Source organism: Rhodoglobus sp. (assembly GCF_053580035.1).
Window position 1 is genome coordinate 100,803 of the sequence record NZ_JBMDVL010000002.1, and the last position, 24,819, is coordinate 125,621.

Annotated in this window: 24 protein-coding genes and 1 tRNA gene; 7 read left to right on the top strand and 18 right to left on the bottom strand. The window is 61.1% G+C overall.

What is annotated here, in order from left to right:
- Positions 1-2 precede the first annotated feature (2 nt).
- The 7 genes from ACOH1Z_RS09770 to ACOH1Z_RS09800 all read left to right on the top strand — a co-directional run bounded on the left by ACOH1Z_RS09770 (position 3) and on the right by ACOH1Z_RS09800 (position 6,385).
- The gene (locus ACOH1Z_RS09770) at positions 3-626 is read left to right on the top strand and encodes a riboflavin synthase (RefSeq protein ID WP_449648305.1); all 624 of its coding nucleotides are present in this window, start codon (positions 3-5) and stop codon (positions 624-626) included.
- Positions 623-1,918 carry a 3,4-dihydroxy-2-butanone-4-phosphate synthase gene (ribB, locus tag ACOH1Z_RS09775; protein WP_449648306.1) on the top strand — a complete coding sequence of 432 codons (1,296 nt, stop codon included), beginning with the start codon at positions 623-625 and terminating at the stop codon, positions 1,916-1,918. The genes ACOH1Z_RS09770 and ribB overlap by 4 nt, the downstream gene beginning before the upstream one ends.
- Positions 1,915-2,388, top strand: coding sequence for a 6,7-dimethyl-8-ribityllumazine synthase (gene ribH, locus ACOH1Z_RS09780; RefSeq protein WP_449648307.1), 474 nt, complete (start codon positions 1,915-1,917; stop codon positions 2,386-2,388). Before ribB ends, ribH begins: the two co-directional genes overlap by 4 nt.
- A gap of 138 nt (positions 2,389-2,526) precedes the next feature.
- On the top strand, positions 2,527-3,516 hold the full coding sequence (locus ACOH1Z_RS09785; RefSeq protein WP_449648308.1) for a hypothetical protein: 990 nt from the start codon (positions 2,527-2,529) through the stop codon (positions 3,514-3,516).
- Positions 3,517-3,618: 102 nt separating this feature from the next.
- Positions 3,619-3,999, top strand: coding sequence for a YidH family protein (locus ACOH1Z_RS09790; RefSeq protein ID WP_449648309.1), 381 nt, complete (start codon positions 3,619-3,621; stop codon positions 3,997-3,999).
- Positions 3,996-4,355 carry a DUF202 domain-containing protein gene (locus ACOH1Z_RS09795; protein ID WP_449648310.1) on the top strand — a complete coding sequence of 120 codons (360 nt, stop codon included), beginning with the start codon at positions 3,996-3,998 and terminating at the stop codon, positions 4,353-4,355. The genes ACOH1Z_RS09790 and ACOH1Z_RS09795 overlap by 4 nt, the downstream gene beginning before the upstream one ends.
- Positions 4,356-4,513: 158 nt before the next feature.
- Positions 4,514-6,385: an ABC transporter ATP-binding protein gene (locus ACOH1Z_RS09800; protein ID WP_449648311.1), complete on the top strand. Its 1,872-nt coding sequence runs from the start codon at positions 4,514-4,516 to the stop codon at positions 6,383-6,385.
- Between the two features lie 86 nt (positions 6,386-6,471).
- On the opposite strand, the gene ACOH1Z_RS09805 is transcribed toward ACOH1Z_RS09800, so the two are convergent.
- From ACOH1Z_RS09805 to ACOH1Z_RS09890, 18 genes are all read right to left on the bottom strand, one after another.
- A complete protein-coding gene (locus tag ACOH1Z_RS09805) occupies positions 6,472-7,272 on the bottom strand; it encodes a TrmH family RNA methyltransferase (RefSeq protein ID WP_449648312.1) in 801 nt (266 codons plus the stop codon).
- Position 7,273: 1 nt separating this feature from the next.
- Positions 7,274-7,816: a hypothetical protein gene (locus ACOH1Z_RS09810; RefSeq protein WP_449648313.1), complete on the bottom strand. Its 543-nt coding sequence runs from the start codon at positions 7,814-7,816 to the stop codon at positions 7,274-7,276.
- Positions 7,809-8,393, bottom strand: coding sequence for an isochorismatase family protein (locus ACOH1Z_RS09815; RefSeq protein ID WP_449648314.1), 585 nt, complete (start codon positions 8,391-8,393; stop codon positions 7,809-7,811). Before ACOH1Z_RS09815 ends, ACOH1Z_RS09810 begins: the two co-directional genes overlap by 8 nt.
- A gap of 23 nt (positions 8,394-8,416) precedes the next feature.
- Entirely contained in the window at positions 8,417-9,841 is a 1,425-nt protein-coding gene (locus ACOH1Z_RS09820; RefSeq protein WP_449648315.1) for a D-alanyl-D-alanine carboxypeptidase/D-alanyl-D-alanine-endopeptidase, read from the bottom strand.
- Positions 9,842-9,886: 45 nt separating this feature from the next.
- Positions 9,887-10,747 carry a hypothetical protein gene (locus ACOH1Z_RS09825; RefSeq protein WP_449648316.1) on the bottom strand — a complete coding sequence of 287 codons (861 nt, stop codon included), beginning with the start codon at positions 10,745-10,747 and terminating at the stop codon, positions 9,887-9,889.
- Positions 10,748-11,062: 315 nt separating this feature from the next.
- A complete protein-coding gene (locus ACOH1Z_RS09830) occupies positions 11,063-12,169 on the bottom strand; it encodes a GAF domain-containing protein (RefSeq protein WP_449648317.1) in 1,107 nt (368 codons plus the stop codon).
- 494 nt (positions 12,170-12,663) lie between these two features.
- Positions 12,664-13,437, bottom strand: coding sequence for a lysophospholipid acyltransferase family protein (locus ACOH1Z_RS09835; protein WP_449648318.1), 774 nt, complete (start codon positions 13,435-13,437; stop codon positions 12,664-12,666).
- 81 nt (positions 13,438-13,518) lie between these two features.
- Positions 13,519-13,594 (bottom strand) — tRNA-Thr (locus ACOH1Z_RS09840).
- A 73-nt stretch (positions 13,595-13,667) separates the two neighbouring features.
- A complete protein-coding gene (locus ACOH1Z_RS09845) occupies positions 13,668-15,242 on the bottom strand; it encodes an alpha/beta hydrolase (protein ID WP_449648319.1) in 1,575 nt (524 codons plus the stop codon).
- 17 nt (positions 15,243-15,259) lie between these two features.
- Positions 15,260-16,789, bottom strand: a complete 1,530-nt coding sequence (locus ACOH1Z_RS09850) for an alpha/beta hydrolase (protein ID WP_449648320.1) — start codon at positions 16,787-16,789, stop codon at positions 15,260-15,262.
- Entirely contained in the window at positions 16,786-17,952 is a 1,167-nt protein-coding gene (locus tag ACOH1Z_RS09855; protein WP_449648321.1) for a DNA polymerase III subunit delta', read from the bottom strand. Before ACOH1Z_RS09855 ends, ACOH1Z_RS09850 begins: the two co-directional genes overlap by 4 nt.
- A 9-nt stretch (positions 17,953-17,961) precedes the next feature.
- Positions 17,962-18,591 (bottom strand): dTMP kinase, encoded by a 630-nt coding sequence (tmk, locus tag ACOH1Z_RS09860; protein ID WP_449648322.1) that lies wholly within the window; start codon positions 18,589-18,591, stop codon positions 17,962-17,964.
- A gap of 1 nt (position 18,592) precedes the next feature.
- Positions 18,593-21,463 carry a type I DNA topoisomerase gene (gene topA, locus ACOH1Z_RS09865; protein ID WP_449648323.1) on the bottom strand — a complete coding sequence of 957 codons (2,871 nt, stop codon included), beginning with the start codon at positions 21,461-21,463 and terminating at the stop codon, positions 18,593-18,595.
- 82 nt (positions 21,464-21,545) lie between these two features.
- On the bottom strand, positions 21,546-21,944 hold the full coding sequence (locus tag ACOH1Z_RS09870) for an Rv3654c family TadE-like protein (RefSeq protein WP_449648324.1): 399 nt from the start codon (positions 21,942-21,944) through the stop codon (positions 21,546-21,548).
- Positions 21,944-22,336 (bottom strand): TadE family type IV pilus minor pilin, encoded by a 393-nt coding sequence (locus ACOH1Z_RS09875; RefSeq protein ID WP_449648325.1) that lies wholly within the window; start codon positions 22,334-22,336, stop codon positions 21,944-21,946. Before ACOH1Z_RS09875 ends, ACOH1Z_RS09870 begins: the two co-directional genes overlap by 1 nt.
- Positions 22,314-22,607: a DUF4244 domain-containing protein gene (locus ACOH1Z_RS09880; protein ID WP_449648326.1), complete on the bottom strand. Its 294-nt coding sequence runs from the start codon at positions 22,605-22,607 to the stop codon at positions 22,314-22,316. The genes ACOH1Z_RS09875 and ACOH1Z_RS09880 overlap by 23 nt, the downstream gene beginning before the upstream one ends.
- A gap of 104 nt (positions 22,608-22,711) precedes the next feature.
- On the bottom strand, positions 22,712-23,629 hold the full coding sequence (locus ACOH1Z_RS09885; RefSeq protein ID WP_449648327.1) for a type II secretion system F family protein: 918 nt from the start codon (positions 23,627-23,629) through the stop codon (positions 22,712-22,714).
- On the bottom strand, positions 23,626-24,801 hold the full coding sequence (locus tag ACOH1Z_RS09890) for a TadA family conjugal transfer-associated ATPase (protein ID WP_449648328.1): 1,176 nt from the start codon (positions 24,799-24,801) through the stop codon (positions 23,626-23,628). Before ACOH1Z_RS09890 ends, ACOH1Z_RS09885 begins: the two co-directional genes overlap by 4 nt.
- Between the last annotated feature and the right edge of the window lie 18 nt (positions 24,802-24,819).

The following is a 24,819-nucleotide window of genomic DNA, read 5'->3' on the forward strand; positions in this document are numbered from 1 at the left end:
CCATGTTTACCGGAATCATTGAGGAGCTCGGCGATGTCGTCGAATTTGCGGCGACCGATGATGGTGCGCGTCTGACAGTTCGCGCTCCGAATGCGGTGTCGGATGCCGGCCACGGTGACTCGATCAGCGTTAGCGGCGTGTGCCTCACCGTTGTCGATAAGGGCCCCGACTGGTTCACGGCTGACGTCATGGGCGTCACCCTCGACATGAGCACGCTTGGCTCGCTCGCTGCCGGCGCCCGCGTGAATATCGAGCGCGCCTTGCAGGTCGGCGATCGCCTCGGCGGCCACATCGTGCAGGGCCACATCGACGGAACGAGCACGGTACTGAGCGTCACCGATGAGGGTAGCTGGAGCATCCTGCGCTTCAGCCTTACCGAAGAGCTGGCCCCGCTGGTTGCCCGCAAGGGTTCGATCGCGGTGCACGGCGTCTCGCTCACGGTGAGTGCTGTGGGGCGCGACTGGTTTGAGGTCTCGCTGATTCCCGAAACTCTCACCGCAACAACGTTGGGAGCGCTCGCTGTGGGCGACTCCGTCAACATCGAAACAGACATCCTGGCGCGCCATGTGGCCCGGATGGCGGAGTTCACCGACGCTGATCAGCGTCACGAAAGGAGCGGGTCATGAGCCTCGCCACCATCCCCCAGGCCATTGAAGCGATCCGCGCTGGTCGCCCCGTCATCGTTGCTGACGATGAGGGCCGCGAGAACGAGGGCGATGTCATCATCTCCGCCGAGCTCGCCAGCCAAGAATGGATTGCTTGGATGGTCCGCCACTCCTCGGGCTTCATTTGCGCCCCGATGACCAACGAGATCGCTGACGCACTCGCGCTGCCACCGATGGTGTCGGTGAACGAAGACCCCCGCGGCACTGCCTATACCGTCTCCGTGGATGCCGCGAACCGTCTCAGCACCGGCATCAGTGCCTCTGACCGGGCTCACACCCTGCGAGTGCTGGCCGATCCGCTCTCGATGCCATCAAGCCTGCACCGCCCCGGCCACATCCTGCCGCTGCGCGCGGTCGATGGTGGCGTGCGTGAGCGCGACGGCCACACCGAAGCATCCGTCGACCTCATGAAGCTCGCCGGGTTGCGCCCCGTTGCGGCGATCTCGGAGATTGTGCTCGACTCAGGCGAGATGATGCGCCTGCCCGAGCTGATCGAATTCGGCGCCCGTGAGAATGTGCTCGTCATCACGATCCTAGAGCTCATGCGGTGGCTCGAAGAGAACCGTTGCGACACCATCCCGGCACCGATCGAACCGATCCCGGAGATGAGTCGCGTGCAGTTCGAAGTCGAGACGACGATCCCGACCGTGCATGGCTCCTTCACCGTTCGCGCCTACCGCGATAACTCGACGGGCGCCGACCACGTGGCTTTTATCGCGCCAGGAACACTCGAGCACACGGGCGATGGCCCCACTCTCGTGCGCGTGCACTCCGAGTGCCTCACGGGTGAAGCGTTCGGTTCGCTCAAGTGCGAGTGTGGCCCTCAACTCGATTCTGCGCTCGAGACTATCCAGCGTGATGGTGGCGCTGTGATCTACCTGCGCGGCCACGAAGGTCGCGGTATCGGACTCATCAACAAGCTGCGCGCCTACCGCCTGCAAGAAGATGGGCTCGACACTCTCGACGCGAACCTGGCCCTAGGCCTACCTGCTGATTCTCGCGATTATGGGGCCGCTGTCGGAATCCTCAAGGATCTCGGAATTTCGACGGTCAGCCTGCTCAGCAACAACCCCGAGAAGAAGCGTCAGCTCGAAGAGCGCGGCGTGATTGTCGGCGATCTCGTGCCGCTCGTTGTGGGCGTTGGCGCCAGCAACGAGGGTTACCTCGAAACGAAGCGTGACCGCATGGGTCACCAACTCCCCTCCACCGCCGTGCTCAATGAAGCACGACTCACCACGAAAGGCCTCTCATGAGTGGCGCAGGATCCCCCGAAATTGTTACCGACGCAACCGGCCTCAAGGTCACGATCATCGCCGGGCGGTGGCATGAGGTCATCACCAATGGGCTGCTTGCCGGCGCCCACCGCGCCCTCGCCGCAGCGAATGCCGAGGTGACCGAAGTGCGGGTTCCCGGCAGCTTCGAGCTGCCCGTCGCGAGCAAGGCAGCCCTGGATGCTGGGGCGGATGCCGTCGTTGCGCTCGGCGTCATCATCCGTGGTGGAACACCCCACTTTGAATACGTGTCGGATGCCGCCACCAGCGGTCTCACGCAAGTATCGATCCTGACCGGCAAGCCGGTGGGCTTTGGCGTGCTCACGCTCGACGACGAACAGCAGGGCCTCGATCGTGCTGGGCTAGAAGGCTCGAAAGAGGACAAGGGCGAAGAAGCCGCCAACGCCGCTATCGCGACCGCGGTGCTATTGAGGCAGCTTCGCGGGGAGTAACTGTCCGGGCCGGTCGGTTCCCCGCCCCTCACGCTTGCAACCCACTGAAATTGATGAAAGCTTTAGTACTCGATGGCTCGGTAGTCCGGGCGTACCTGCCGGATGCCTAGTTCTGCCGCAAAGTGCTAAGGGGATTCTTTGAAGAAGAGCGAGGCGTGGGGAATCAGTGGAATCGCAACTGGTGCGGTGTTCGTACTGGTCGCTGGCCTCCTCACGATTCAAGCGTCGGGGCTTGCGGCCGGCGCGCAGTATGCGCTCAACAATTCCCTTGCTTCGATTATTACTCCACGCGTTCCTTACCTAATGATGGGCGCCCTCGCGGTGCTGAGCGCCGCGGTTGTCTTTTCCCTTACCGTGGCCATGCGAAACCGTTCCGCTGTCTCGCGGATGGCATTCACGAGCGGTTTTAGCGCCGCGACACTGCTCCTCATCATTGCGTCTTTCGCCTTCGCTGCCACCGGCATGACGCCGGAAACCCCAATGATTGGCGTAGCGCCGGGATGGCAAGGCTGGCTGAATCGCGGAGGGAGCAGCTCCGCCGTTCATCTAGTACTTCTTCTGTCTGTTGGCTTGCTATGGCTGCACTCCAAAAGCCCCAAGCCCACACATCGTGACGCAACAGCGTCAATGCCGAGGCCCATTAACATCCCGCTGAGAAGTGCAGCCTGGGGCATCTACGGGATGCTGCTCGGAGTGGTGTTCGTCTTCATCATCGGCTTGCTCAGCGCTCAGGTTGTAGCCCGAAAGCTGGGCGCAATTCTCGATCTCAACAATATGGTGACGGCAGTTTCCTCATCCACCGTCCCATTCCTGCCGATGATTGCGATCGCTGTGCTGAGCACCATTGTGACGTTCTTACTGACCGTGGCGGCGAAAAACAGGCTCAGACGATTCCGGGTGGCATTAGTGGTGGGGTTTAGCTCCGCGACAATACTGCTGCTTTCTGTTTCGTTCCTACTTGGTCCGTTGAGGGGACCGAAGGTTGGCGCGTCGGTAGGGATCGAACCAGGGTGGGTCGGCTGGTTGGCGGAGGGCAGCATTAATTCCGCTGTGCCCGTGGTCTTGCTTATCGCGGTTGGATCGCTGTGGCTGTATTCGAGCTCCGCGAAGACCACTCCCGACCACTAGCCGCTTCACAGGGCTAAGGCTGAGCCGCACGTCCTCCGAAAGCTTCGCAACCGGGGATGACCCGGAAGCCAGACGCTAGGCTCGACGCATGAAGGATCGCTCGTGACCGAACCAGTACAGCCGCCTCCTCGCCGCTTTCCGCGCCGCGTCTACGGAGTCGGCACAGAACCGGATGCCCGTTTCAGCCTGGCGAACGAGCGCACGTTCTTGGCATGGATCCGCACTGCCCTCGCGCTGATCGCTGCGGGTGTGGCGCTGGAGGCATTCGTATTGCCGATCGCTCCGGGGTTCCGTTTGGGCGCATCCGTGCTGCTGATTCTGTTGGGCGTACTCGCGCCGATGCAGGCGTGGTTCGGCTGGATGAAAGCCGAGCAGTCGCTGCGTCTCGGACGCCCGCTGCCCTCCCCCAATCTTGCTGGCCCCATCGGCGGCGGCGTTGTCGTGGCCGGGCTGCTGCTCGCGATCGGTACCCTCCTCCAGTGACGCGCGCCTTCGACCGCCCCTTCGATGCCGGCCTGCAAGCGGAACGCACCGCCCTCGCCTGGCAACGCACCGTGCTGTCGTTTGCCATTGCCGCGCTGGTCTCTGCCCGGCTCCTGCTCAACACCGTGAGCATCGGAAGCTACGCTGTTGCCGCTCTCGGCCTCATCATGACCGCCGTGCTGTTTTGGGTCGGGCACCGTAGATACCGCGCCGTGCATACGACACTGGTGCAGGCATCCACCGACCGCATTCGTCTGGCAAGCGCGGCACCGCTCTTTCTCTGGGCGCTGGCCGTGTTTGTGCTTGCCATCCTCGGTGCGGTGTTCGCCGTGATCGGGATCTTCTTCGCCTCCTAGCGCTCTCCGGGGAGTAGCAACCGGTCCACAGATACACCGGATGTTGTACGCAGCGCCCAGACAGAAGGCTTAGTGTTTTAGAGGCTGATTGCTGATGCCGATGTCGCTGATTTTCCGCGGCACCTTCGCCCTACATTTTTGGGACAACGAGAAATCTCATGAGCTCGACTTCACACACCTCTGCTCCTCGTCGCGGACGTTCTGCATCACGCGACAACGCCGATGACGGCCCTCGCGCCAAGTTCAGCGAACTGTTTCCCTACCTCCTGGAACATCGCAAAGTTTTGATCTTTGTGATCATCCTGAGCATCCTCGGCGCCGGCGCTTCGCTGGCTCAACCCCTGCTCGTCAGCCAAGTCATCACGATCGTCGAGGCAAACAAATCGCTCGGCACGCTCGTCTGGTTGCTCGTCGGTCTCGTCGTCGTCTCGGGCCTCATCAGCGGCTATCAGCACTACCTCCTCCAGCGCACCGGTGAAGGTGTCGTGCTCTCCAGCCGTCGCCGTCTAGTGAGTCGGATGCTCAATCTCCCCATCTCAGAGTTCGACCGTCGCCGCACCGGTGACCTCGTCTCGCGCGTCGGCAGCGATACGACCCTGCTGCGCGCTGTACTCACGCAAGGACTCGTCGAGGCAATCGGTGGTTCCATCACCTTCGTTGGTGCACTCATCGCGATGCTCATCATCGACCCCGTGCTGCTCGGCCTCACCGTGCTGGTGGTTGCCATCGCCGTTGTCACCGTCACAACGTTGTCGAAGCGCATCCGGATTGCGAGCCAGCGGGCCCAGCGCAAGGTCGGCGATCTGGCGGCTGCCGTAGAACGCGCCATCTCTGCGGTTCGCACGCTGCGAGCATCCAACGCCACTGAACGTGAAATTGAGGCTGTGAACGAGGATGCCCTCGGTGCCTGGAAGATGGGCATCAGCGTTGCGAAGATCTCGGCCCTCGTTGTTCCGATCGCGGGGATCGCTCTGCAGGTCTCGTTCCTGGTCGTGCTCGGCGTTGGTGGCTACCGTGTCGCCAGCGGTGCGATCACGGTCGCGAACCTGGTGGCGTTCATCCTGTTCCTCTTCCTCATGATCATGCCGCTCGGCCAAGCCTTCGGCGCGATTACTGCCGTGAACCAGGCTCTTGGTGCCCTTGGTCGCATCCAAGAGATCATCAAGCTGCCCAGTGAGCTCGAGTCAGATGCCAACGTCGTTGCCGTCGCCAGCGTCGAATTGGATGCCGCGATCACTTTCGACAACGTCGAATTCTCGTACCCCCGCGATTCGGTACTTGTACAAGCTGAAACCGAACTGGCCGAACTCAAGCACGCCGGCACCGAACCCACAGGCGAAGAAATCGACCTCACCGTTCTGCGCGGAGTTAGCTTCGCCGTCAACCGTGGCGAGCGCACCGCCATTGTTGGCCCATCGGGCGCCGGCAAGAGCACCATCTTGGCCCTCATCGAACGCTTCTACGACCCAACGGGTGGCGTTGTGCGTCTGGGCGGCGACGACCTTCGCGGTCTTAACCGTGAAGAGCTGCGCGCGCAGATCGGCTACGTCGAACAGGACGCTCCCGTGCTCGCGGGCACCATCCGCCAGAACCTACTGATCGGTGCCCCCAACGCGACCGACGAAGAATGCATCAAGGTCATCGCTGCCGTGAACCTCACCGCTGTGCTCGACCGCAACCCTGCCGGTTTGGATGCCGCGGTCGGCGAAGACGGAGTAATGCTCTCCGGTGGAGAACGTCAGCGTCTCGCGATCGCCCGCACGCTGCTCGCGGCTCCCCCGATTCTGCTGCTCGACGAATCGACCTCCAGCTTGGACGGGCTCAACGAGCAGATGCTCCGCGAAGCCATCGACGCTGTTGCCGAGAACCGCACCCTCATCGTGATCGCCCACCGCCTTTCGACGGTCGTTGATTCCGACCAGATCGTCGTGCTCGACAAGGGCAAGGTTGTTGGCGTCGGCACTCACTCCGAACTCGTGAAGTCGACCCCGCTCTACAAGGACCTCGCCAAGCACCAACTGCTCGTGTAGCGGCTCGCGGGTGTACTGCTTCGGCCGTGCGCCCGCCTGCTAGTGCGCCGCAGCTCTGTGCTGCCGGTGCAGGTCTGCCGCAGCCGCTACTCCACCGCCAGCGCGAACATCGCGACCGCAGCGGTCGCGGCAACATTCAACGAATCGATGCCGTGACGCATCGGAATCTGCACGATCGTGTCAGCGGCAGCGATAGCCTCGCAGGTGAGACCGTGGCCCTCGGTGCCGAGCACGAGCGCAACCTTCGCGGGAGCATCCGCCGCATAGTCACGCAGCGACACCGCACCGTCTTCGAGCGCTAACGCCGCAATCTGAAATCCGGATGCCGTGAGCAGCGTACGAATGTCAGTCCAGTTGCCGATGCGGGTCCACGGCACCTGCAGCACGGTCCCCATTGAGACACGGATTGCGCGCCGGTAGAACGGGTCGGAGCACTGCTCGGTGACGAGCACCGCATCCGCCCCGATGCCGGCGACCGAGCGGAAGATCGCGCCGACGTTGGTGGGATCAACGACGTTTTCGAGAATGACGATGCGGCGAGCATCCGTCAGCAAAGCCTCGGGAGTCGGCAGGGGCGGGCGATGCATCGACGCGATCACTCCGCGGTGCAGCACGTAGCCTGTCAGTTCGGCGAGCAGCGATCCACCGCCCGTGAAGACCGGTACGTCGTCGCCGACAAGCTCAACGATCTCTTCTACGGAAGTGTCGAGGGCAAGCACTGAGCGCACGCGATGGCCAGAGCGGAGCGCCCGCTGCAACACGAGCGACGACTCAGCGAGGTAGAGGCCGTGTTCAGTTCCTCTCGCCTTGCGCAGAGCAACGTCGGTCTGGTGCGAATAGTCAGCAAGCCGCGGATCGCTGAGCTCGGTGACGGCAATAATCGGCACTCTAGATGACCCGAGCGGTGCGAATGAGAATAACGGTGCTGCCATCGGCACGCTGACCACTGGCCGCTTCATAGCCGGGCCCGGTAAGGGAATCGACACCTTCGTAGAGCACCAAATTGTCGAGCCTGAGCGCATCCGCTTCCGACGCCCACGAGAGTGCTGGAGACACCCGATAGTCACCATTGAGTAGTGGATCCACCTCGCCAGCGCTCAAGACAACGGTTGCGGAAAGCAGCCCGGTGCCATCCACCCGCTCATACTCGGCGGCGTCAATCGTTGCCGTCGACGGCAGATCGATTCCCGAGAACGAGGAAATCTGTTCAATAGTGAGGTCGCTGCATGGTCCGGCTGAGGCATCGCACATCCCTGCGCGGTCAGGCCAGATTGCGGTAAGAACCGCAGCGCCGCCGGCGACCGAGAGTCCGATGAGAAGCCCAAGACCGATGAGAACAGCAAGTAACCGCAGCCCCAAATTCTTGCTCGGAGGCAGCACCTCCGATTCGGCGATGAAGCCAGGAAGGGTCAGCTCTTCGGCGTCACTCATCATCGGACACAAGCGTGATGCCCGCCTCACTCATCGTCTCAAGAGCAGCAGCGCTCGACTCCGGCGCAACTCCCGCAATCAGATCAGTGAGCACTCGGACCTCACGGCCCGTGGCTGCGGCATCCAGCGCTGAGGCGAGCACGCAATAGTCAGTCGCAATTCCCGCAACATCAATTCTGTCGATTTCTAGGCGATCGAGCAGGGCAGGCACAGGCTCACCGTCGTCCGTAACGCCCTCGAAGATTGAGTACGCAGGCACGCCCTGCCCCTTGCGCACATGAACAGTAATCTGCCCGGTGTTGATCGCCGGATGATACTCGGCACCGGTAGTGCCAGCGACACAGTGAACAGGCCAGGTGTCGACGAAGTTGGGTTCGGCGTCGGTCGCAAAATGGCCACCGTTGTCATTATTCGCATCGTGCCAGTCGCGGGAAGCAACCACCACGGCGTAGTGCTGCGCATGTGCCCACAGATACGTGGTGATATCGGCCGCGACGGCAGCACCACCCGCAACGCCGAGGGCCCCGCCCTCAGTGAAGTCGTTTTGAACGTCAATAATGAACAGTGCGGCAACCACACTTCAAGTCTAGGTTGCTCTCGCTAGTAGTTGGAGAGATTGTTTCCACACGCGTAAACCCCGGCGACGAGATTGTCGAGCGCAGTGCGAGCGTCGCTCGAGATGCCCTCGCCGATCGCATAAAACGCGAACGCCAACTCAGTGCCGTCTGCAGCATTCACGACACCGCCGAGCGAATGTTCTTGATTAGTCCAACCTGACTTCGCTACAACCTGACCGGATGCCGCAGCAGAATCCCCCACAAAGCGGTTGTACAGGTCACCGCTCTCACCGCCAACCGGCAGCATCGCGAAGACGGCGGCAATCGCCCCATTCCCCGAGGCGCCCTCAGACATGAACTGCGTGACAAATACCGGCGGTACCTGATTCTTGGGGCTGAGACCCGAGCCGTCGGCGATGGTGATCGTCGAGGTGTCTTCGAGTCCAGCATCTGTCAGAGCGCTAGAGAGCGCCTGGGTGAGGGAGGATGCCGACCCGTTGAGATTGAGCTTCTTGGAGACAAGTCGTGCCAAAGACTCTGCGAGGGAGTCATCGCCGCTGAGCAGCATTTGTTCCACAAGAATGCTCACCGGCTGCGATTTCACTTCAGCAAGAACAGTGCTGCCAACGGCGGCACCCTTGGTGAATGAGACAGCGGGAAGTCCGGCGGCCTGCGCGAACGCTTCGCCGGCAGACTGTACGGGGTCAGTGCCGCGCGGACTGATCGCAATTGTGGGATCGGCCCGATCGCCATTCACCATGAGAGCGGTCACCGCGGAATGATATCCGCCTGTGCGCTCCCGCTCCGGCCAGTCTGCGTTCCACGCGTCGCTCGAGTTCCACAGCGTGGAATCGAGCACGATCTGCGTGATGGGTGTCGCCGGGTGAAGCTCGTCATAACGTGTCATAGCCTGCGAGGCCAGATCGGAAATTTGAGGGGCATCGCGGTAGAACGACGCGTTCGTCGTCGCGAGTGTCGGATCTCCGCCACCCACCAAAACAATGGTTCCCGGTGTCGAGCCGTCGATCACTTTCGTACTGATCCGAGTGTCAGGGCCGAGTGCTTGCAGGGCGGCAGCGCCCGTAAATGCGGTCACAATGTGCGCGGGGATTGCCGCTTCTTTTCCTGAGCGACTCCACAGCGCCTCACCCGTTGCGGCATCCGTAACTATGCCAACCAGGCTGGGAAAAGTTGCTACTGTCGCAAAGTTTTCTACTGAACAAGTGCGCACCGTAGTTCCCGCGGGTGTAACATCCGGTTGGCTCCGCTGCTCAGCAGTGACTTCGTCTGGGGTGACATCATCTGCCGAGTTGGCGGAGCCAACCGAAATTCCGGCGAATACTGCTCCAACTCCAAGCAGTACAAAAACTAGTGCCGCGACCGTCACCGTGAATGCGGTGGGGTGTTTGGCGAACAACGCCCGGATTCCTCCTGGCGCCTTCGGCTCACTGCTAGCTGATTCAGTCACCCGGTTATAGTACCCGGATGCCCGAATCAGCTTGTGCGAGTGGGCCTAGCACCACGTCCATCGTGCTGCGGCGCGGGTGAAGCTGTATGGTTCATCGATTCCACCGTGCGTCATAGCGAAAGCGATACAAGCGCCTGCGGTGCTGGCACCCGGGCGGTAAAGCGATGCCCGGTGCGAGCTGGATGCCCACCACTTGGATGCCACCGTCGCTCCGCTGTTTCCTGAACCTCCTGCGAGGTTTCCGTCACAACCGCGCGAAGGAACACCATCGGCACGTGTGCTTCCCATGTGACCCCAAGCGTCGAGCGGGTTCGAGCTTGGCGACTCCGCCATCCAGAAGAGACGCTCTTCCATGCAGGAGTCGTAGCGGAACTTCGACAGCGCGATTGGCTGCAAGCAGTTAGCGACGCGGATCGAGTTATAGGTGTAGGCGAAGGATGCAAGGTCGCCCGATGTAGTGCCGGGTACACCCTGCGATGAGCTGCGGCTTGGTGCACCAGGTACGCCACCACCAACGTTACCGGGACAAGACTGGCCGGCTGCGGCATACACTGCACGAATTTGAGCGATGGATGCGCTGCCTCCGATTGCCGCTGCAACGACGATTGGCTTCGGCTTGGGCACTGCCTTCTGCGCGAGGTGCTCAGAGTCGACGGTGAGCGCTTTGGCTTCTGATTTAAGCTCTGCCGCCAATGATGCTTCAGTGACACGTTCAACGCTGGCGATCGCAATCGCGGTCGTCGATTGTTCGATCGGACCAGTTGCGGTCGATGCGAACAACGGTGAGCGTGCTGCCGCGTTTGCGGTTGCGCTGTCAGTGAGACCCGGTCCGCCTCCCCCGACGAATGGAACTACCCCAACAAGTACGACAGTAAATGCCGCCGTTAACCACGGAACTCTCCCCATGAAAATCGTCCCCCAGACGAATGATTGGACGCAGTTCCCCCTGCGTCCTAGGCCCAAAACTAGGCGTGAAGTTCCCGATTTGCAAGGAAAAAACCCCGGAAACATGCGGAAATACCCGTTAATGGGGGGTCTGGGTGACGCTTCTATCCTCCCTTTGGGGGACAGGTCCGTGGCCCAAATTCAGCATGAGGAGCTTGACTGCGAGTTGACCCAAATCGGGCCGAGTCCACGACTTTGCTCGAGCGTGAAGAGCGGGCTTTCGCTATTTAGGTCGCCTTAGTTGAGCGTCCACAACCGCATCGTGAACTTTGCGGATCATGATTCAGACGGCCCGTCTGCACGCAAGTGTCGCCAGAGTTCCCGCTGAGCCATGAGGGCCAATTCTCGCAACAGCGGCTCATTCAGGTCGCCGTCGTGGCTCCGGGCTCGTGTGTCTATGACGCAGAGAGCCCCAATCCGGACGCCGGAGGGCGCCTCTATCGGAAATCCTGCATAGAAGCGGATCTGGGGGCCGGAAGTTACCAGCGGATTATCGCGAAAACGCGCATCCGCAAGCGTGTCAGGGATGACGAAGATGTCGCCGAACTGGATAGTGGTTTCGCAGAGCGAAACGTTGCGTGGCACTTCCCCCAGCTCAGGGCCGGATTGGGCAAGATTCCATTGAGAGTCTGGGCCGAGGACGGTAATGAGAGCCGTTTGGGCCTGAAACGCGCTTTTCGCTAGCGTGGCAATGCGATTAAGGCTGAGAGTGAGGTCATTGTCGTGAGGAGCAGCGGAGAGAAGGTCGACAGCGAGCTGGCGAGCACTTTCCTCCCCCGAAATCGGAGTGCCGGTATCACGGGTGTCGCGCGGAGCACCACCAAGATGGTCGACGATCTCGGGGGCGAGCTGTGATGCCCAACGCGCGTACTCCTGCCCTGTCCGATATCGGTCGTCATTTAGGGGAGAATCCTGAGCGGAAGGAGGCTGCAGCGGCAGGTACACGGCACGTGGTTCGAGCGATGTCAGATCCACAGTCGCCTGGTTGAGAAGGCGCGCATGAGCATCAGCTATCGCGCTAACCCTGGCGCTAAAGAGGGGGATGGACTCGATGGGCTGAATGCCCACAACAAAAAGTGGCGAATCCATCGGGAAACTGGCCACAAATCCATCCATCATTTCGCGTATCCGGCTTCTCCACTGCCTCGGCGGCGTAAGAGTCAGAGCGTCGTTGACCCCGACCGTGACAATCACAGCGTCGTAGCGATGGGAGGGAACGGATGTTATCGCGTCGAGAGCGCTGGCAGCATCCATGCTCGGATCGGCGATGACATCTACCGTGAAGCCGAAACCGGTCAGATTCGATAAGGCCCGGGCGAGGGCACCGGGCAGGGCGAGTTCGTGACTGGTGACCCCCCAACCAACTGCTGGTCCAGATCCCACCAGGAGCAACCTCTGGCTGTTCGCGCCCCGTGCGTGCCCGCTGGGATGGTCAGTGGGGCTCGGAAGATCCCGAGCACGTCTCTCTCCGGCTGCGACGCCCGCGCGCAGAACGAATGAGGAAAGCCAGCTTCGTACGGCGCTCCTTGGCGACGTGGTAGCAACCGGCGCAACCGTCCTGTCGCGATCCAAGACTTCGATAGCAGCCTCAGCGGCGCCGGTACACGCAACGGATTTAGCAGTGGGGACGTTCTTGCGCATGACAAATAAAGTTTCAGTTCAATAACCCGGCCAACCTTTGTGAGGTCCCGTGGCGTAGCATCGCCGGTTCACACCGGGTATGCCGTTTAGATGGATGCGAACGCGGTCAGCTCTGTAGAGTCGCGCCGCAATCGCATGTCGTTGGTTAATCTAATCCTAAGCAGACCTGCTGGCGATTTCATCCACACGGGTAGCCCCAGTTGGGGACGGGACCACAACCCAAGGGCATTGCTCGACTATCGACGATTGCGAGAAGACTGAGCCCGGCGCAATTCGCGCTCGGCATCGGCTGCCGCGGCCTCTTCTGGGGTCGGGGCTGTTCCCCCGAGCTGGCGTGGCTGCCACCACTGCCCGGTTCCCTCAAGCGGATAGTTCTGTTGCGCCTTTTCAAGGAGACGTTCCATAGTTGCCTTGAGTTGCGCGGTTGCGGCATTCGCGTCATCCGCAACCGACACCATGATGGGCTCACCGACGACCATCATGATGGGAACACCGATTCGCTCGCGCAGTGTGATCTTGCGGTTTTTGGTCATGAGGCGTTGCCCGCCCCACACCGCGAGCGGAATGAGGGGCACTCCAGCTTCAGCGGCCAATCGCACCGCGCCAGTCTTAAAATCACGAATCGTGAATGACGCGCTCACCCCGGCTTCGGGAAAGACTCCGATCAATTCGCCAGACTTCAGTGCTGACACGGCCGCGGCATATGCGCTTGCTCCCGCCTTCATATCGACCGGGATGTGCTTCATGTTGCGCATGAATGACCCGACCACCCGTTTGTCGAAGACACTCTTCTTCGCCATGAAGCGGATGCGGCGGCGGTTATGCAACCAGGTCGCCCACTCGACGAGAGCAAATTCCAAATACCCAAAGTGGGTCATCGCTATGACGGCACCGCCCGTATCGGGCATATTCTCCGCACCGATAACGGTGCGACGCACCCGGAGGGCACCAAACATTGCGCGACCAGCGCCAATCGCTGCGGTATAGATCGGCTCATTTCGGTACTTCATAACCCGAGTTTAAGAGACGGGCATGGGAGCTTGCCTGACAAGCCTTGAAATCGGCGAACTGGCGACGTAGCTGCACTCTGGTGGAGCCGCCTGTCAGAATCGAACTGACGACCTTCTCATTACGAGTGAGATGCTCTACCAACTGAGCTAAGGCGGCCGGCCGCATTTTCATGAGGCACAGCAAGATAGCTTAGCCGAAGATTCGGGGCTCCAAAGCCGTCACCGTGAAGTCAGCGCTTGGCGCCACAGTTGGGGTCGGTATTGGGCACCGTTCCGCGCACGAAGTAGTTGTCGACAGCATCATCCACACAGGCAACTCCGCCGTTGTAGGCGGTGTGCCCTTCTCCGTTGTAGGTGATGAGTTGAGCGCTCTGAAGCTGCTTACTCAAGGCGACCCCCCACTCGTACGGTGTCGCTGGGTCACCGGTTGTCGAAATGATGAGGACCGGTGGTGCCCCGGCACCTGTCAGCTCAGTGATACCAGGGCCGATGTACTTATAGGGCCAATTCAGGCACGTGAGGTCTGCGGTCGGGGGGAAGTCCCGATACGTGGTTGGCGATGCCGCCTGCATCAATTTCTGTTGTTCGACTAACACGGCAGGGTCAGTCTCGACCGGGTAGTCAACACAGTAAATCGCGATAAAAGCTTCAAGCGAGTTGTCGGTGTAGGTGCCATCGCTATCGCGGCTGTAGTAGAAATCGGCCAAGAAGAATGCGGTATCCGTTCCGCCTCGAGCAGCCTCTGAGAAGAGATCGTTAAGAAACGGCCACGAATCTTGAGAATAGAGTGCAGTACTCATCGCAATATCGATGACACCGGCATCCATCATGCGGCCATCGGGGGCAGCAACCGGTTGAGCGTCATAGCGGTCATAAAGTTCGCGGATGGTCGCGAGTGCGGCATCCACGCCCGCTGTGAAAGGACAATCGTCAAACGACGTGGGGCAGGCTGCCAAATAGTTTTCGAGCGCCCGCTGGAATCCCGCCGTTTGCACGAGCCCCACCTCGAACACCGAGATTGACGAGTCTGTTGCACCGTCGAGCACAATGCGCCCAGCGTTCTGGGGAAAGTTTTCTAGATAGTACGAACCGATATCGCTGCCATAGGAATAACCCAAGTACTGCAGCTTCTCGTCGCCAACAATCGCCCGCAACATGTCGAGATCGTGCACCGTGCTCTGGGTGTCGATGAACTGCAGGATCGGACCGGTGTTGTTAAAGCACGCTTGACCAAAGCTGATCGCCGCTTCTTCACTCTCAGCAAGCCACGCATCGCTGCCGACCTCGGCATCCGGGATCCCGTAAACGAAATCATCGAGTCCATCGTCGTCGAGACACGTCACCGGAGTCGAGCGGCCAACCCCGCGAGGATCCCATCCGATAACATCGTAATTTTCGCGAAGCGTCGAACTCACCGCAAAATCGACATCATCATGAATGAGATCAAAACCTGAAGCCCCAGGCCCACCAGGATTCACAAACAGCGACCCCAAGCTTTCGCCGGTCGCCTCATGTCGAGCAAGCGCCAGAGTGATGTCTGTTTCGGGCGAGGGATTAGCCCAATCCATTGGCGCTGTCGCCGTCGCGCACTGAGCGCCGTCATCACAGTCAACCCACGTGAGTACTTGCTCGTAGTACGGGGCAAGTTCCGCGGAAACCGTTTCGCCGGTTGGTTCCGAACGTTCGCCGACGAGCAAGTCGAGGATATTCACACAGCCACTCAGCAGCACCGTCACTGCCGCGGCAGTCGCCACAAGGCTGAACCTGCGGGCGCGGACAGAGGAACTAGCACGGGTGAACTTCACGGCCCTGAGCCTAGCGGTTAGCAGTTGGGGTCGGCGGCCGGAACCACGCCCTTCAACAGAAAGTCTTCCACGGTGGAATTCACGCAGTCGTTCGACTTGTTGTATGCTGTGTGGCCCTCACCGTTGTAGGTAATGAGGTGCCCGCTCTCAAGATTGGCGGCAACAGTCTCCGCCCACGCATACGGAGTTGCGGGATCGTTTGTCGTACCGATCACCAACATGTCGGCCGCTCCAGGAGCCGCAATCGCCACCCGCTCGCGCTTCGCCTCCACCGGCCAATTAGCGCACCCCGGATCTCCGTAAGACATCTGCGGCCCAAAGATCGGAGCAGCGACAGCTAAGGCAGCAGCCTGTTCGCGCATGCGGGCAGAATCGGCGGGCTCGCGGGCATCCAAACAATTGATTGCAACGAACGCTTCCGTCTGATTCTCCGCATAGCTGCCATCTGCGCCACGACCGTTGTAGCTGTCGGCGAGATCGAACGCAATGCTCGCATCGCCCTCCATCACGGTGGTGAAAAGTTGGCGCAAATACGCCCAATTGCCCTGGCTATAGAGCGGCAAAATGATCGCGGTAAACATCGTCGCACTGCCCAGCTGGCGACCATCAGCATTCGCAAGTGGACTCTGATCGAGGCGATCTAGCAGAGTGCGAATCGATGCCCGCGACTGCTCAGTCGATCCGGTGAAAGGACAATCGTTGGCGCCAGCACAATCCTCCAAGAACGCATCAAGTGCACCCTCAAAGCCTTGAGCTTGAGCCTTCGTTGCCTCAAATTCGGATGCCGCGGGGTCAACCGCACCGTCAAGAACGAGTCTCCCCGTCTTCTCCGGGAACAACTCCGCGTAGACCTGTCCAAGCAACGTTCCGTAGGAGTAGCCCAAATAGTTCAGCGTGGTGTCACCAAGCGCGGCCCGAAGCATGTCGAGATCGCGGGCAGCACTCAGAGTGTCGACAAACCCCAGAAGAGGCCCCGTCTCCTCAAGGCAGCGCTCCGCAAACTGAGCAGATGCCTCCGTGGAAGCCGCAAGCCACTCGTCGCTGCCCTTCTCCCCCGGTGTAATCCCGTAGATGTACTCGTCGAGCTCCGCCGGCTCTGAGTAGCACGACACCGGCGTCGAACGGTTCACCCCACGAGGATCAAAACCAACCACATCGAACTGTGACTGGAGCGCCTCACTCGTGGCGTAATCCACACTGTCGGCGATGAAATCAAACCCAGAGCCACCAGGACCACCAGGATTCACCAACAACGAACCGATGCGGTCATTGCCGCGCGCTGTCTGACGAACTAGCGCCAACTCGATTTTTTCGCCCTCGGGGTTCTCCCAATCCACCGGCGCAATCGCCGTGGCACACTGCAGCGCATCACCACAGTTCGCCCATTCCAACACCTGCTGGTAGTAGGGCTCAAGTCCCGGAGTCACTGGCTCGTCGGTCGGTGTTGACGTCATGTTTGATGCCGGCGGCATGAACCACGAGACGCAACCGCTCAGCAAGAGCGAGACAGCAATCGCAGCGGCAGTGACGCCGAAGATGCGCCTCATGCGCCGCGACCGGAAACAGCGACCTTCACGAGCATTGCCTCGAGCGCGAGCGCTGGCGCGACATTGCTCTCGATCCGGCGGCGCGCTTCAGCGATACCATCCATGATCGCAAGGGTCGCTACGGGCGTGGTTCTGGCAGCGACCGCGTTGATGTTGTTGAGGATGCTGAGGTTGATGAGTTCGCCAGGAGCGCCGATCTGGGTCAGCAGAATGTCGCGATACAGCGAAAGCAGGTCAACCATGATGCGGTCGATGCCATCACGCAGTCCACGGGTAGCTCGACGCTTCTGGTCCTCTTCCATCGTTTTCAGTTGAGCGCGCAGCGCTGGCGGGATAGTTCCGCCGGGGGCGACACCGAGCGAGCGAAGCGCTGACTCACGTTCCTGGGCATCCCGCTCTTCGGTGAGCGCTGTGGCATCCGCCTTCGATAGGTCAAGCAAAGTCGTGGCAGCAATCACAGCATTGGACACCGAACGGATGTCGAGAACGGTGGTGAGGGTGCGTTCGCGTCGTTCGCGGGCCTCCGAATTGGTGGCAAGACGGTGTGCCATGCCGATGTGGCTTTGAGCTTCACGCGCGGCACGCAAGGCGATGTCGGGGGCAACACCATCGCGGTCTTGCAGCAGTTGCGCGACATCGTCAATTGCGGGGGTGCGAAGGCGAACGCTGCGCACGCGTGAGCGGATGGTGGGGATGAGGTCTGCTTCGCTTGGAGCACACAGAATCCAGACGGTGCGCGGCGGCGGCTCTTCTAACGCTTTGAGCAGCACGTTGGAGGTGCGCTCAGCCATGCGGTCGGCATCTTCGATAATCATCACGCGGTAGTGGCCAACCGAGGGCGAAAATTGCGATGACGAGACGAGTTTGCGCACTTCGTCAATCGAGATGATGACGCGTTCGGTGCTGAGGACTCCCAAATCGGGGTGAGTGCGGGCCAGGACCTGCTTGTACACAGATTCTTCGGTCTCGTCGCCGCGGGTGCCGAGTAGTGCGGCAGCAAACGCGTAGGCAATGTTTGACCGGCCGGAACCGGGCGGCCCCGTGATCAGCCACGAGTGAGTCATTGACGATTCGTCTGTGCTTCCCAAAGCCGACGATGATGCTGCCGCCGACAGAACGGCGATCGCCTCAGTTTGACCTGTTAGGCCCTCCCACAACGACATGCGCTCAGTCTAAGCGGGTTGTGGCAGGTGATTCTGGATGCGCTCACGGATTGTGGCGGCGATCTCATTCAGGTCGCGTGCGGCATCCACGACAAGGATGCGATCGGGCTCCTGAGCAGCCCGAGTGAGGAAGGCGTCACGCACGCGGGTGTGGAAATCTTGTTTCTCAGCTTCGAGCCGGTCATAGCGGGTGCGGGCGCTATCGAGGCGCTTGCGGCCGTCGGTCGGGTCGACGTCGAGCAGCACAGTCACATCGGGCAGTAGCCCCTGCGTTGCCCACAGCGACAGCTCGCGTACTTCGTCAGCGCCGAGCACTCGCCCGGCACCTTGGTAGGCCTCAGATGAGTCGATGTAGCGATCCTGAACCACAATTTCGCCGCGTTCGAGCGCCGGGCGAACCACCGTCGCGATGTGATGCGCACGGTCGGCGGCATAGATCAGTGCCTCAGCGCGCGGATTCATCTCGCCGCGGCGGTGCAAGACAATTTCGCGCAGCTCAAGCCCTAGGTCGGTTCCGCCGGGTTCGCGGGTGACGACTACAGTGTGACCGGCAGCGGTAAGCCACTCAACGAGAAGTTTCGATTGTGTGGTTTTACCCGCACCATCTCCGCCCTCGAGGGTAATGAAGAGTCCGGGCACGCTACTTGATTTCGTCAGCCGACGATGCGGCAGCTTTCACGGCTGCCGGCTTCTTGGCCGCCGGTTTCTTTGCCGCAGCGGTGGTCTTTGCCGCAGTCGTTTTTGCGGTGGCCGACTTGGCTGCAGGCTTTTTGGCCGCTGGCTTCTTGGCCGCTGGCTTCTTGGCTGCGGGCTTCTTGGCTGCGGGCTTTTTCGCGGCAGGCTTCTTTGCTGCCGTCTTGCGCTTGACTGGCCCCTTGGCACGCTTGTCGGCGAGCAATTGCACGGCGCGCTCAAAGTCGACGTCTTCGACAGTTTCGCCGCGAGGGATCGTGGCGTTAGTCGTGCCGTCGGTTACGTAAGCACCGAAGCGGCCATCCTTAATCTTGATCGGCTTTTCGCTGACAGGGTCGGCATCGAACTCTTTGAGGGCACTGGATGCTGCGCGGTTTCCGTATTTGGGCTGCGCGTAAAGTTCAACAGCCCCGGCTACGTCGATCTCGAAGATGAGGTCTTCGCTGGTGAGTGATCGAGTCTCTACGCCCTTCTTGAGGTAGGGGCCGTAGCGTCCGTTTTGGGCGGTAATTTCCACACCGGTTTCGGGGTCAACACCAACAACGCGGGGCAGGCTAAGCAGTTTGAGCGCAGTATCGAGGTCGATTGCGTCGAGTTCCATCGTTTTGAAGATGGATGCAGTGCGCGGCTTTACGACGGCGACCTTTTTAGGCTTCTTAGCCTTTTTTACTTCGCCAGTCTTGGGGTCAATCTCTTCGACTGGCTCAGGAACGGGCTCAGGTTCTGGTTCGAGCTCTGTGACGTAGGGGCCGAAGCGTCCATCCTTGGCGACAATCTCTTTGCCGTTTTCGGGGTTCACGCCGATAACGCGGTCGCCGACAACGGGGGCCTCGATAAGTTCGACGGCTTTAGCGAGTGTGAGTTCGTCTGGCGCAAGTGCTTCGGGAATGTTGACGCGGCGCGGTTTCTCGGGGTCGTCACTGGGGGTCTCCAGGTACGGGCCGTACTTTCCGATGCGCAGGGTCACTTCATCCGACAGCTTCATCGAGTTAATTTCCTTGGCATCAATTTCGCCGAGGTTGTCGATAACAGTGCGAAGGCCGCGGTACTTGTCGTCGCCGAAGTAGAACGACTTGAGCCATTCGACCCGGTTCTGGCTGCCACCGGCGATGCGGTCGAGGTCATCTTCCATGCCAGCGGTGAAGTCGTATTGCACCAAGTCGCCGAAATATTCTTCGAGCAAACGGATGACCGAGAAGGCGATCCAGTTGGGCACAAGTGCTTGGCCACGCGGGGTTATGTAGCCCCGGTCGATGATCGTGGAGATGATCGACGCGTAGGTTGATGGGCGACCGATACCGAGCTCTTCAAGCTTCTTGACGAGGCTTGCCTCGGTGTAGCGAGGCGGCGGGCTGGTCTCGTGGCCTTTGGCTTCGACCTCGAGCAGCGTGAGCGTCTGACCTTCTTTGAGCGGAGGCAGCTTTGCTTCTTTTGGCTCGGCGGTGGCGTTGCGCTCTTCGTCTTGGCCTTCTTCGTAGGCCTGCATGAAGCCGCGGAAGGTGATGATGGTTCCGCTTGCCGAGAATTCGGCGACGGGCGCTTCACCGGCAGTGATGGTGATGGATGCCGTTGAGCCTTTGGCATCGGCCATCTGTGAGGCGACGGTGCGCTTCCAGATCAGTTCATAGAGTTTGAAGTCGTTGCCGCGCAGCGTTGACTGCAATTCGCTTGGGGTGCGGAAAGTGTCACCGGAAGGGCGGATTGCTTCGTGGGCTTCTTGAGCGTTCTTGCTTTTGCTGGCGTAGACGCGGGGCTTGTCTGGCACGGCGTCAGCACCGTAGAGCGCGACGGCTTGAGTGCGCGCGGCGGTGATGGCCTGTTGCGACAGCGACGAAGAGTCGGTTCGCATATAGGTGATGTAACCATTTTCGTAGAGCGACTGCGCGACGCTCATGGTTTGGCGTGCGGAGTAGCGCAGCTTGCGGCCGGCCTCCTGCTGCAGCGTCGATGTGGTGAATGGTGCTGCGGGGCGACGCGTGTATGGCTTGGTCTCAACCGTCTTCACGGTGATGGTGGTGCTGGGCATCCGTAGTGCGTCTGCGAGGGTTTGGGCAGCTTTCTCGTCGAGCGCTACAGCGTCGCCCTTGAGGTTTCCGCGGTCGTCGAAGTCGCGGCCGGCGGCTACACGCTTGCCGTCGAGGCGAACAAGCTTTGATTCGAAGCCGTTGGTTTCGCTATCTGGCGAGAGCTGAGCGATGAGGTCCCAGTAGTTGGCGGTGATGAAGGCGAGGCGTTCACGTTCGCGCTCAACAACGAGGCGGGTGGCGGCTGACTGGACGCGGCCGGCGGAGAGGCCGGGGCCGACTTTGCGCCAGAGCACTGGGGAGATTTCGTAACCGTAGAGGCGGTCGAGGATGCGGCGGGTTTCTTGAGCGTCGACAAGTGCAGTATCGACGTCGCGGGTGTTGTTGATGGCCGCTTCAATGGCGTCTTCGGTGATTTCGTGGAACACCATGCGCTTGACGGGAACTTTGGGCTTGAGCACTTGGAGGAGGTGCCACGCGATGGCTTCTCCTTCGCGGTCCTCATCAGTTGCGAGGTAGAGCTCGTTGGCTCCGCTGAGCGCTTTCTTGAGTTCGGAAACGGTTTTCTTTTTGGCGTCGGAAACGACGTAGTAGGGCTCAAAGTCGTTGTCGACATCGACAGAGAACTTGCCAAGGGAACCCTTTTTGAGCTCGGGTGGCAGGTTGCGAGGTTCGACGAGGTCTCGAATGTGGCCGACCGAGGAGAGCACGTCGTAGTCGTCACCGAGATACTTGGCTATCGTCTTGGCCTTGGTGGGCGACTCGACAATGACAAGCTTTTTGGTGCCAGACACGGGACTCCTTGGGTGATGACGCACTTGACCGGTGGCAGCGCCACTGTCAGCGACACAATACACACACCGACCGCTCAGTTGCCTAATCCGCCCTGGTTGGGGGTGGCCCTGCTGTGGCGCTCGTTGTGACCAGTATGCCGAGGATGCGGCGACTAGCGGTAACCGTGACAATACGCCCATCAACTGTGCACTCCTCTATATGGGCGTCATTTGCGACCGCGAGTCGCTCGGCGTTGGTGCAGGGAAAACCCGCGATGAGGCCACTAGCGGTGTCGGCCGCCGCAAGTGCAGCAGCATCGGTTGCTCCGGCGAGCGCGTGCTTCACGCTCAGCGCCCAGTAGAGCGGGATGACGAGCGCGGTAAGTGCGATGACGGTAGCGACGAGGCCGACCATCAGGATGGTGCCCGCGCCCCGTGCTTCCCTCACCTGACTGCGCACTCCGGGCCGCTTCGCACCCGGCCGCTCGAGCCCGAAGGACACTACTTACCTCCTGCGAGCGCGCAGCTGCTGGCGCTGAGCGTGATCGGCAGCAACCCGAGCAGGGCGTTGCGCGCTGGAGCGCTTACGGTGGCGCACACGAGGTCGTCGCGGTGTTGAGGGGTGAGTCGTGCCGAGGAGACGAGGGCGGATGCCGTGGCTGCGACACTTGCGACACTTTCGTCGCGAGCGAGACTGCGCGCTGACGCTGCTGCTGCATCCTGCAGTCGCACTTGCAGCCCGGCCAGTTGCACCCCGCTGAGGCAACACACGAGTACAAGGACGACGGCGGGCAGCGCCAGAGCAAATTCTGCGGTGACGCTGCCACGGTCGGGGAGGCCAAGGCGTTCGCCGTTGCCCTGTCTCGCAGTTCTAGGAGGGGATGGAGAGCGCACTGCGGATGAGGTCGGTGAGCATGCCACGCACTTCTCCAGAACGAAGCACAACGACGAGAAGGCCAGCGAAGCCGACCGCCGCAAGGGTGGTGATGGCGTATTCGGCGGTGGCGGCGCCACGTTCGGAGCGGAGTAGAACCGAGGCTCGACCGCGATCTCGAGCGCGGAGCCCTAGAGTACGCTGCGGCTGCGCTCGTTGCTCGAACAATCGTCGGCGACTCCCCCGACCCGGTTCGAGGGCGGGAAAACGGGCAAGGTGCGGATCGTTCATGAAGTACTCCTTCGTGCGCTGTAGCGCAGTCTGCGGCCGAGTCCCTTTAGCCTGTCGAGCCCGAGCAGCACTCGAGGCGCCAGCCCCCAAGGTGTGGAACACGGTCAGAATCCGGCGACGGTGGATGAGATGACCGCGACCATAAGCGGCAGCACCCCGAGCACCATGAAAGCGGGAAGCACACACAGCCCAAGCGGGAGCATGAGCCGCACAGAGAGCGCTGCGGCTCGGGCACGGGCATCCGCATCTGCCGTCAAGCGCAGTTCATCGGCTTCGGCGCGCAATAGCTCAGCTGCCGGAATTCCTGCCTCCTGTGAGAGCTGCAACACCTCGTCTAGGTGATCACCGTCGCCGGGAAGCTCGAATCGCTCAAGAGCCCGCGCCACAACAGTCCGCGCCTGCACAAGTGACCCACCACCAGTGACAGCGATTGCCATAAGTTCGCACTCCAAACCCGGAGCCGCCCGAGTGGGTGTCGCGGACGTCACAAGCCGCCGGTTCCACCGCACTGCCACAAGAATGAGTCCGACGCCGATCACCACACAGCCCCACCCGATCGGAGTTGTTGCGAGCACTCCGAACGTGTCAAAACCCAGCAGCGCGCCGAACAGGAGTCCGACCGCAGGCAACGCCAACACCATGCGGGCTGTCGCTACCGGGGCGGCGAGGGCTGTGGCAACTTCGCGCTGCACCTGCACGAGCATCCGCAGCGCCCTCGCGTGTGTTCGGAGCGCACCAGCAAGAGGTGCTCCGACCTGGCCAGCCACGAACCAAGCCGCAGCGAGAGAGTTCCACGCCTGCCGATCAAGTGCGGGCAGAGTCTCGGATGCACGCACGATCCGTTCGGGAGCACCACCGGAATCATCACCTGCCGCAGCTACCGCCGCCGCAATGCTCTCGATTGGCCGCCCTCGAGCAACGTGCCGCCACGCTGACGACGGAGCGAGCCCCGCGTTCAGGAGGACCGCCAAACGCTGCGTAACACTGGCGACTTCAGGGAGTTGCGAGGGAGCGCGTTTCATTCGAGATCGGCTATCGCTAGCCGGTCATGATCATCGAGCACGAGCCGCCCAACATGGGTGAGCCTGCGCTTGCCATCAATTCGATCGATGTGGAGCACCGCCCCAATCGCACTCACTGCCTGCCGCGCGATTGCGGGAGCATCCAACCCCGCGAGCGCGCCAAGCGCCTCAAGACGGCTAGGAACATCCTTGAGCGAATTCGCATGCACCGTGCCAGCACCGCCATCGTGGCCGGTGTTCAACGCACTCAAAAGTTCGCGGATCTCCGCTCCACGGCACTCCCCTAAGACGAGCCTGTCTGGCCGCATCCGCAGTGCTTCTCGCACGAGAGCGGGCAAACCATAGCCGCCAGCACCCTCAAGGTTTGCTTGCCGAGCCTCAAGCGAGACGAAGTGGGGATGCTCCACTCGAAGCTCAGCAACATCTTCAATGGCCACAATGCGTTCTGACTCGGATGCCGCCCCTAATAGTGCGCCAAGAAACGTGGTCTTGCCTGCTCCCGATGCTCCAGAAATGAGAACATTCGAGCGCCCGTCGATGAGGGCCTTCACTCGCGCAAGCGGCACCTCGGAGAAGAACCCGGCGAGGTCGAGTTCGCCAAGCCCTAATGGTTGGCGGCTGGGGACCCGAATCGATAGCAGTGTTCCGGTTGGTGAAATCGGTGGCAGTACGGCGTGCACGCGGATGCCCCCGGCCAACCGCACGTCGACGCAGGGGGTCGCTTCATCAATGTGGCGGCCGCCAAGGTTGATGAGGCGCACCGTGAGCGCGCGCAAATCCGCCTCGGTCATCCCCACGTCGCCGACCGTCTCTAGGCCACCACCCCGGTCGATCCAGACGTGCGCTGCACCATTCACAAATACGTCAGTGATGTTGGGCCGGCCGACGTAGGGGGCGAGTGGCCCGAATTCGTGCACAACCTGTGCTGCGGTATCCCGAACCAGCCCTCCATGAGGTGGGGCAATTGCGCGACTGATTCCCGAGTTGACAGACGCCGAAACATCGAGCGGCCCACTCGGTTCTGACCCACTCAGCTCTGGCGCGCTCGGCATAGGCCCACTCTCCCGGTGTGTACCGCCAACGGGCACACCCACCCTGCGAGTGGTCTCGGCAGTCAGTTGTCGACGGGCGACAAAAGGAACGGTATCGGGGGCACTCGCTGTCTCAGTCACGCCGCAACAGTAAGAGCG

Excerpts from the sequence above, each read along its gene's own strand:
- ACOH1Z_RS09770 (WP_449648305.1), top strand. The coding sequence starts at position 3 with ATGTTTACCGGAATCATTGAGGAGCTCGGCGATGTCGTCGAATTTGCG.
- ACOH1Z_RS09810 (WP_449648313.1), bottom strand. The coding sequence starts at position 7,816 with ATGAGTGACGCCGAAGAGCTGACCCTTCCTGGCTTCATCGCCGAATCG.
- ACOH1Z_RS09825 (WP_449648316.1), bottom strand. The coding sequence starts at position 10,747 with ATGGGGAGAGTTCCGTGGTTAACGGCGGCATTTACTGTCGTACTTGTT.
- ACOH1Z_RS09800 (WP_449648311.1), top strand. The coding sequence starts at position 4,514 with ATGAGCTCGACTTCACACACCTCTGCTCCTCGTCGCGGACGTTCTGCA.
- ACOH1Z_RS09850 (WP_449648320.1), bottom strand. The coding sequence starts at position 16,789 with ATGAGGCGCATCTTCGGCGTCACTGCCGCTGCGATTGCTGTCTCGCTC.
- ACOH1Z_RS09855 (WP_449648321.1), bottom strand. The coding sequence starts at position 17,952 with ATGTCGTTGTGGGAGGGCCTAACAGGTCAAACTGAGGCGATCGCCGTT.
- ACOH1Z_RS09880 (WP_449648326.1), bottom strand. The coding sequence starts at position 22,607 with ATGAACGATCCGCACCTTGCCCGTTTTCCCGCCCTCGAACCGGGTCGG.
- ACOH1Z_RS09885 (WP_449648327.1), bottom strand. The coding sequence starts at position 23,629 with ATGAAACGCGCTCCCTCGCAACTCCCTGAAGTCGCCAGTGTTACGCAG.
- ribB (WP_449648306.1), top strand. The coding sequence starts at position 623 with ATGAGCCTCGCCACCATCCCCCAGGCCATTGAAGCGATCCGCGCTGGT.
- ribH (WP_449648307.1), top strand. The coding sequence starts at position 1,915 with ATGAGTGGCGCAGGATCCCCCGAAATTGTTACCGACGCAACCGGCCTC.
- ACOH1Z_RS09835 (WP_449648318.1), bottom strand. The coding sequence starts at position 13,437 with ATGAAGTACCGAAATGAGCCGATCTATACCGCAGCGATTGGCGCTGGT.